The following is a 7,752-nucleotide window of genomic DNA, read 5'->3' as shown; positions in this document are numbered from 1 at the left end:
GGACACGCAAGTCCTCGTTGCACCTCGACGGACCCCTTCCGACGACGCCGATCTCACGCGACCCCGTGGGTAGTTACGAGCCGCTTGTCAGCCGCCAGTTCCTCCATCAGCGCTGTTCTCACGCCCATCGTCATGGCGCCAATAAGCTGGCTACGCGCCGCCTTCGAGTCCAGGATACGACCGGCGTGGCAGACCGCTAACATACGATTGACTCGGGTCACGCCCGTGTAGGCGTCGACCCCGACCTCGACGAAATGGGCGCCGAAGGTTGAGATCTGATACTCTTTCTCGAGTTCGGCATACTCAATCTTGTCCTCGCCCGTCAGTTCGCCCGCCGCGGACGCGTCGACGAGCGCGGCCGAGCGATCGCCGCTCGCAACCCGCCCGTCCTCGAGCACGGCGTCGGAGGAAACGAAGCCGAGCTTCTGCGTCACCGCCCCGCGCAGCCTTACGCAGGCGGCACAGACGCCCTCGATCTCGCCGATGTCGATCGCGGCGTAGCTGTTGGCCAGCACACCCTGCGTCGCCAAGACGTCGAACGCCCGCTGCGCAGCCGCCTTTCGAGCCGCAGGAACGACGTCCTCGGGTCGTTTGTGGTTGCTCGGGGAGCGCAACCCAGCCGCACCTTCGGCAACTCTGCTGCGAGAAGCTTCAGGAAGAGACGGCCGTGGCAGCGCTTCGGCCGACTTCCGAGACGCTGCGCTAAAGGGCCAGGATGTCCTCCACGATCATCTGGACGTCGAAAGCTTCGGAGAAGGTGGCGAGGTGGTGGGGCTCGCCGCGCGCCATGCGGGCCACGCCTTCAAGCTGCCGCCGCAACGCGATCGGGCGCGCCGTCTCGTTCGGCATCGCATCGGAAGCGGCCTCGAACGTCCCGTCGGCAAGACGCCGTTCTGCGACGGCCCAGTCTCGCAACCGAACGGCACCGGCATCGCCCTCCAGCGTCCAGCTGTTGTGATCGTCCGTCGTCGTCTCGCCCACGCGGCCCTTCAGGGTCACCGGGACCTCGCCCGCCCGGAAGGTCGTGTCGACAGCCCGCTCCGAACGGCCGGTTTCGGGGAAGCGCACCGTGCCGCTCAATCCCCTGAGAGGCCCGAGGAGGCGACGGCTGAGAAACAGGAAGTGCGAAACCACCTCGCGCGTGAAGCCGCCCTCGGCGCGGGCGTCGAGCCATGCGGCCGCGTCGACCTGCCAGGGACGCGGCCATGCGGCGAAGCCCACCTCGATGGTCAGCCGCCGCGGCGTGCCGACCGCGCCCTCGGAGATCCAGCGTTCCAGGGTCGCCACGCCCAGCGAGGATGCGAAAGGAAAGTTCACCGCCCCGGCGCCCCCGCCCTCGGCCACGAAGGCGCGGGCGTCGGCGAGGTCGACCGCGAGCGGCTTCTCGCAGAACACGCTCCGCCCGGCGTCGAGGGCGGCGCGCGCATGGCCGATGTGGGACGCGGGCGGCGAGGCGACGTAGACGCAGTCGCACGCCGCCACGACGGCCGCCGCGTCGGCGACCCGCGGCACCCCCGGATACGCGGATCCGACGCGGTCCATCGCCGCTTCGACGGGATCCCAAAGGGCCGATATGCGGACCGGCGAAGTGTCCTCTCCGAGCACGGCGTCGAGCATCCTGCGCCCCATGACGCCCGCGCCGATGATGCCGAGCGCGAGGGGTTCATCTGTGGTCATGTCGAGGCCCGTTGGAGCGAGAGGGTTGCGCGCATGCGCGGTGCGTGGAGGCACCTCGCCCGGTGGGGCGAGAAACCTATGGAAGATGTCAGGCGGAGGTTCCCCTTCGCGCCTCCATCTCGAGCAGGAACGCCGCTTCCGGCAGCAGTTCCGTGCCGCCGAGCTTCAGCCGCTCGGGTGCGCCGTCGGCTGACGGCATCAGGCACGCGGGCTCCCCGTAGCTGCCCAAGCCCCCCGACACGGCGATGCGCCCCTCGGCGGGACCGGACGGTACGATCTCGCTCGCCTCGGCGAAAGGCGCCAACTGCCCCGGCGAGGCCAGCAGGATGCGGTCGCCCATCGGCACCGTGTCGGTGGCGCCCCAGATGGTCCACCAGCGGCCCGCCCAGACGTCGAGTCCGGGCTTCGCGGCCCCGTGCCTGTCGAACCGCTCGAAGATGGTCAGCACGCCCTCGACCCATTGGTTGGCCAGACCGTCGACCGCGTTGGTGACGATGGACACCGAAACGTTCCAGTCCGGCACGCAAGCGGTGCGGCTGATGAAGCCCTGGAACGAGCCGGAATGGCCGAACCAGTCGTGGCCCTTGACGGAACCCGAGATGGTGCCGAGCCCGTAGCCGCGATCCCCCTCCGCCTCGGGCACGCGCCGATGCCGACGCGTCATCTCGCGCCGGCTCGCCGCCGACAGGACGCTGGACCCGGCCGCGGGGTCGAGACTCGCCATGAAGCGTGCGAGGTCGCCCGCCGTGCTGACGAAGCCCGTCGCGGCCGCCAGGGCGTCGGTCGGGTTGTGGCCGGGCACGGGAAAGCGCCGGTTGAAGGGGAGGCGCGTGCCGTGCCCTGTCGCCAGGGGCGCGCCGGGCGCCGCCGGCACGTCCGGCGTCGTGGCGGCGAGCCCCGCCGGGCGGACGATCTCACGCATCATCCAATCGCCGTAGCTTTTCCCCGTGACGGCCTCGATGGCGAGGCCCAACAGGCCGAACCCGAGGTTCGAATATTTGAACCGGCTGTTCGCCTCCAAGGTCAACGGCTCATCAAGTTGCCCCCTCAACGACGCCTCGTCGAGGAAGGGGCTGCGGTCCTGCCAATGACCGGAATCGGTGCCGTCGCGCATCAGGCCGCTGCCGTGGGACAAGAGTTGCGCCACCGTCACGGCGCCCACCGCCGGCGTCAGGCCGGTGACGTGGCGACCGACGGGATCGTCGAGGGTCAAGAGGCCGCGCTCGCGCAGCAGCAGGATGGCGACGGCCGTGAAGGTCTTGGAATGCGACGCCACGCGGAAGCGATGCTCCGGCGTCAGCGGCGTCCCGCTATCGAGGTCTGCCACCCCGGAGGCATGCTCCAGCAGAAGCTTGTCGCCGCCGGCGATGGCCAGGACGCAGCCAGGCTGCTCGGTGGCGCGCATCTGGTAGTCGAGCCAGCGCGCGGCGTAGCGCGCCGCTTCTGGGAGCCATTCGGTCATGGGAGCTCCTGTTCGGAGGACACGGAACGAGGCGTCATGCGGATGCGGGGACCGATGGACCATCGGGCACCGCGGCCCAGCACGCCACCGCGTGACCTGGATTTGCCTCGGCCAGCGCCGGATCATCGGCGGCGCAACGTGCGAACGCGATGTGACAACGGCTCCGGAAGCGGCAGCCGGACGGGAGACGGGCGGGGTCGGGAGGCTCGCCAAGGTGTGGGGCTGCTTCGTCGCGCCGCGCGGGATCCATGGACGGCACCGCGGCGAGCAGCGCCCGCGTGTAGGGGTGCCGGGGCCCTGCGAAAAGGGCCGCCCGCGACGCGAGTTCGACGATACGGCCGTAGTACATGACGGCGACACGGTCGGCGACGTATTCCACGACGGCAAGGTTGTGCGAGATGAACAGCAGGGCGAGCCGGAACTCGGCCTGCAGCTCCTTCATCAGGTTCAGGACCTGGGCCTGCACGGATACGTCGAGGGCCGACACGGGCTCGTCGCAGACCAGCAGTTCGGGCCTGAGGATCAGCGCGCGGGCAATGCCGATGCGCTGCAACTGGCCGCCCGACAGCTCGTGCGGGTAGCGGGAGCGGTGCTCGGGCCGGAGCCCCACCCGGGCGAAAATGTCCGCCACGGCTGGCTCTCGGTCGCCGGGGTCGAGCAGGTCCTGGGTGTCCAAGGCCATGCGCACGGAGCCACCAACGGTGCGCCGCGGGTCGAAGCAGGTCTTCGGGTTCTGAAACACGAGCTGGGCGTGGCGGCGCTGGTGCTTCAGGTCACGGGGTCCGAGCGCGAACAGGTCCTGGCCACGCAGCATCACGCGGCCCGATGTCGGGCGTTGGAGCGCCACCGCGGTCCGGCCGAGGGTGCTCTTGCCGCAGCCCGACTCGCCCACGAGGCCAAGCGCTTCGCCGCGTGCGATGGCGAGGTCCACGCCGTCGACAGCGGCGACGTGGCCGGTGACGCCGCCGAACAGCCCGCCACGCACGGGGTAGCGAACGCTCAGCCCCTCGACGGCGAGCACGGGAGGGGGCTTCATGCCGCATCTCCGGCCAGCGCCCAGCAGCGGGCGCGCCCGGCGGGACCGGCCGCGAATACGGGCGGGGCCTCGTCCAGGCAGCGGTCGAGGCCGAGCGCCCGCCGCGTGTCGCAGCGCGGCGCGAAGGCGCAGCCGGGCGGCATGCGGGCGAGGTCGGGGATGCCGCCGGGGATGTCGGTCAGACGTTCTCCGATCTCGCCGAGCCGAGGCGCGGCCCGCAGCAGGCCGCGCGTATAGGGGTGGCGCGGTGCGGCGAACAGGTCGGCGACCGGTCCCTGCTCGACGATGCGGCCCGCGTACATCACGGCAACGCGGTCGGCGAGCTTGGCCACGACGCCGAGATCGTGCGTCACCAGGATCATGGCGGCCCCGATGGCGCGGCACCGCTCCCGCAGCAGGTCGAGGATCTGCGCCTGGACGGTGACGTCGAGCGCGGTGGTGGGCTCGTCGGCGATGAGCAGACGCGGGCGCAGCGCCAGGGCCACGGCGATCATCACGCGTTGGGCCTGTCCTCCCGACAGCTGGTGCGGGTACGCGCTCGCCTTGTCGGCCGGCGCGGGCAGGCCGACGGCGCGGAGCAGCTCCACGGCCGCGTCCCAAGCCTTCGCCCGGCCGAGGCCGTCCCGCATCAGCGGCTCGGCGACCTGCCATCCGATGCGGCGCACGGGGTTGAGACAGCCCTGCGGTTGTTGGAACACGATGCCGATGTCGCGGCCTCGCAGGCGCCGCAAGGCGCGCCGGGGCATGGCGCCGACATCGCGCCCCTCGAAGCGCACCTCACCGCCGAGGATGGAGCCGGGCGGCTCGATCAGCCGGAGCAGCGACAGGGCCAGAACGGACTTGCCCGAGCCGGACTCGCCCACGAGGCACAGCACCTCGCCGGCCGCCACGTCGAGGTCCACCCCGTCGACGGCCTTCAGCTCGCCGCGCGATGTCTTGAAGCTGGTGCGGAGGCCGCGGACGGCGAGCAGTTGCTCACCCGAAGCCGGCCCATCGGAGGCTGTGGTCACAGGGTCAGCCCTGAGGGTCGAGGACATCGCGAAGCCCGTTCCCAAGCACGTTCAAACCGAAGATGGCGACGAACAGCGCGGCGCCCGGGGCCGTCACGGCCCACCACGCCGAGAACAGGTAGGTGCGGGCGTTGACCAGCATGGCCCCCCATTCGGGGATGGGCGGTTGCGCTCCGAGCCCCGCGAAGGACAGCGCCGAGGCGAGCAGGGCCGCGAGCGGCGTGGCATAGGACAGGTAGACGATCAGCGGCGACAGCACGTTGGGCAGCACGGTGCCGAACAGGATCTCGGTTTCGCTGGCGCCCAGAACGCGGGCGCCGTCCACGTAGTCTTCGCGCTTGACCCCGAGCACGGCACTGCGGATGAGGCGCGCGTAGCCCGGGATGCCGGCGATGCCCACCGCCGCCATGCCGGTCCACAGGCTCGGCCCCAGGATCGCCACCACCACCAGCACCATCAGGATGTAGGGGAACGCCAACAGCACGTCGATGAGCCGCATGATGACGCCGTCGACGAGCGCGGAGCCGGCGCCGGCCAGCAGCCCCAGCAGGGTCCCGATGCTGGCCGAGATGGAGGCCGCCACGGCGCAGATGAGCAGGAAGTAGCGGGTGCCGTAGACGATGCGGCTGAACAGGTCCCGCCCGACCTCGTCGGTGCCGAACCAGTGCTGCGGGCTCGGCGGCCTCAGCCGCGCCATCGGGGCGATGGCCAGCGGGTCATAGGGCGCGATGAGCGGTGCAGCGACGGCGCAGACCAGCAGCAGGAGCAGGATGGCGCCCCCCAGCACCGCCGATCGGTCGGCGAGGAGGCGGCCGATCAGACGGCGCCAGCGCGGCTCCACCCGGAGATCCGGCAGGTCGACGAGGGCGTCGGTCACGCAGCCAGCTCCACGCGGGGGTCGACCCAGGCATAGAGGATGTCGGCCACGAGGTTGACGGCGAGGTAGGTGCCGGCGCTGACCAGGATCACCGCCTGAGTGAGGGCGAAGTCTCGCCACCCGATGGCCTCGACGGCGAGCTCGCCGATGCCGTGCCAGCTGAAGATGGTTTCGACGATGAAGGCGCCCCCGAGCAGGTTTCCGATCTGCAGGCCGATCACGGTGAGGACCACCAGGAGGGCGTTGGGCAGGGCGTGGCGCAGCACCAGGGCGATCTCGCCCGTGCCCCGGGCGCGGGCTGCGCGGATGTAGTCGCGTCGCAGCACGTCGATCATGGCGGTGCGGGTGACGCGCGACAGCGGGGCCGCCTCGATCAGGCCGAGCGCCAGCGCCGGCAGCACGATGGCGGCCGGGCCGCGCGGCACTACGGGCAGCCAGCGCAGCCATACCGACACCACCAGGATCAGCAGGAGCCCGAAGAAGAAGGCCGGCATGGAGGTGCCGAACAGGCCGACCGTGGTGGCGGTGACGTCGAGCCAGCTGTTGCGCCGCACGGCGGCCAGGATGCCGGTCCCCATGCCGACCACGAGGGCGATCGACAGGGCCGCGCCGGTCAGCATCAAGGTGTTGAGGTAGCGGAAGCCGATCTCGCTCGACACCGGACGGCGCAGGCGGATCGACTCGCCGAGGTCTCCGTGCAGCAGGCTTTCCACGTAGAGGACGAACTGACGATACCAAGGCAGGTCGAGGTGGTATTTGGCGCGCAGGGCCGCGATGGCTTGCGCTGCGTCGGCCTCCGACATCTGTCCCTGGAACTGGGCCGTCACGGCGTCGGTGGGGATGACCGCCTTGATCAGGAAGGTGATGAGCATGATGCCGACCACCACCGGAACGGCCAGCAGCAGGCGACGCAGGACGTAGCGCGCCATGGCGCTCAGGCCGTTGTCTTGAGGTCGCCGGCGTAAAGGTAGCCGAGGTAGTCGAGTCGATATCCCTGCAGCGTCTTCTGCGTCACCGTGATGGGCCAGTCGGTCAGGATCGGCAGCACGAGACGGTCCTCCAGGATCGAGCGTTGGGCTTCGCTGACGAAGGCCATGCGTTTCGCCGGATCGAGCGCGGCGTCGGCGCCGTCGAGCGAGGCATCGATCGCGGGATTCGGGGGCAGCAGCTTGCGGTGACCCGGCGAGCGGAACAGCTGCGACATGACGCTGGGGTCGGACCAGGTCCAGCGGTTGAGGTCCATGTCCCAATCGGGCTTGAGCAGCGACGGGTAGAAGCTGCCCCAGTCGGCGTTGCTGACGTCGACTTGGACGCCGACAGCGGCGAAGTTGGCCTGGATCACCGCCAGGGCGCGCTCGGTGCTCGGGTCGGCGTAGGACCTGATCGTGAAATGCGCGGCCTTGCCATCCTTCGCGCGGGCACCGCCCTCCCCGCCCTTCCAGCCGATGCCGTCGAGCAGCGACTTCGCTTTGGCGGGATCGTAGGGGACGCCATACTTGACCGCGACGGCGTCGTCGTAGCCGGGGATCCCGCGCGACAGCGGTCCGAGCGCGACCGTGCCGTTCCCACCGAAGGCCGCCTGCAGGACGGCGTCGCGGTCGACCGCATGGCTGAGAGTCCGTCCGGGAAGTCAGGCTGCACAACCTATGCGTCGTAGCAGCATCATGACGGAAGCGGCGTAGAGGAAGGC

At 70.5% G+C, this 7,752-nt stretch carries 6 protein-coding genes and 2 pseudogenes; all 8 read right to left on the bottom strand.

Going from position 1 to position 7,752, the window contains the following annotated elements:
• Nucleotides 1-80: 80 nt before the first annotated feature.
• Nucleotides 81-470 (bottom strand): annotated as a pseudogene (locus D3272_RS28170) (molybdopterin cofactor-binding domain-containing protein); the annotation flags it as partial.
• Between the two features lie 232 nt (nucleotides 471-702).
• Nucleotides 703-1,677 carry a Gfo/Idh/MocA family protein gene (locus D3272_RS26780; protein ID WP_129222292.1) on the bottom strand — a complete coding sequence of 325 codons (975 nt, stop codon included), beginning with the start codon at nucleotides 1,675-1,677 and terminating at the stop codon, nucleotides 703-705.
• A gap of 88 nt (nucleotides 1,678-1,765) precedes the next feature.
• Nucleotides 1,766-3,139, bottom strand: a complete 1,374-nt coding sequence (locus tag D3272_RS26775; RefSeq protein ID WP_129222291.1) for a serine hydrolase domain-containing protein — start codon at nucleotides 3,137-3,139, stop codon at nucleotides 1,766-1,768.
• 34 nt (nucleotides 3,140-3,173) lie between these two features.
• Entirely contained in the window at nucleotides 3,174-4,175 is a 1,002-nt protein-coding gene (locus tag D3272_RS26770) for an ABC transporter ATP-binding protein (protein ID WP_129222290.1), read from the bottom strand.
• Nucleotides 4,172-5,212 carry an ABC transporter ATP-binding protein gene (locus D3272_RS26765; RefSeq protein WP_129222289.1) on the bottom strand — a complete coding sequence of 347 codons (1,041 nt, stop codon included), beginning with the start codon at nucleotides 5,210-5,212 and terminating at the stop codon, nucleotides 4,172-4,174. The genes D3272_RS26770 and D3272_RS26765 overlap by 4 nt, the downstream gene beginning before the upstream one ends.
• Complete coding sequence (locus D3272_RS26760; protein WP_207210334.1) at nucleotides 5,190-6,062, bottom strand: ABC transporter permease; 873 nt, start codon at nucleotides 6,060-6,062, stop codon at nucleotides 5,190-5,192. Before D3272_RS26760 ends, D3272_RS26765 begins: the two co-directional genes overlap by 23 nt.
• Nucleotides 6,059-6,991: an ABC transporter permease gene (locus D3272_RS26755; RefSeq protein WP_129222288.1), complete on the bottom strand. Its 933-nt coding sequence runs from the start codon at nucleotides 6,989-6,991 to the stop codon at nucleotides 6,059-6,061. The genes D3272_RS26760 and D3272_RS26755 overlap by 4 nt, the downstream gene beginning before the upstream one ends.
• A gap of 5 nt (nucleotides 6,992-6,996) precedes the next feature.
• Nucleotides 6,997-7,665: pseudogene (locus D3272_RS27605) on the bottom strand (ABC transporter substrate-binding protein); the annotation flags it as partial.
• Nucleotides 7,666-7,752: the final 87 nt, after the last annotated feature.

Origin of the sequence: Lichenibacterium ramalinae (genome assembly GCF_004137085.1) — a bacterium.
In the GTDB taxonomy this organism is placed as follows: domain Bacteria; phylum Pseudomonadota; class Alphaproteobacteria; order Rhizobiales; family Beijerinckiaceae; genus Lichenihabitans; species Lichenihabitans ramalinae.
This window is presented reverse-complemented; position numbering and strand designations above follow the sequence as displayed.

Bases quoted from the DNA above. Each gene is read 5' to 3' on its own strand.
- D3272_RS26780 (WP_129222292.1), bottom strand. From the start codon at position 1,677: ATGACCACAGATGAACCCCTCGCGCTCGGCATCATCGGCGCGGGCGTC.
- D3272_RS26775 (WP_129222291.1), bottom strand. From the start codon at position 3,139: ATGACCGAATGGCTCCCAGAAGCGGCGCGCTACGCCGCGCGCTGGCTC.
- D3272_RS26770 (WP_129222290.1), bottom strand. From the start codon at position 4,175: ATGAAGCCCCCTCCCGTGCTCGCCGTCGAGGGGCTGAGCGTTCGCTAC.
- D3272_RS26765 (WP_129222289.1), bottom strand. From the start codon at position 5,212: ATGTCCTCGACCCTCAGGGCTGACCCTGTGACCACAGCCTCCGATGGG.
- D3272_RS26755 (WP_129222288.1), bottom strand. From the start codon at position 6,991: ATGGCGCGCTACGTCCTGCGTCGCCTGCTGCTGGCCGTTCCGGTGGTG.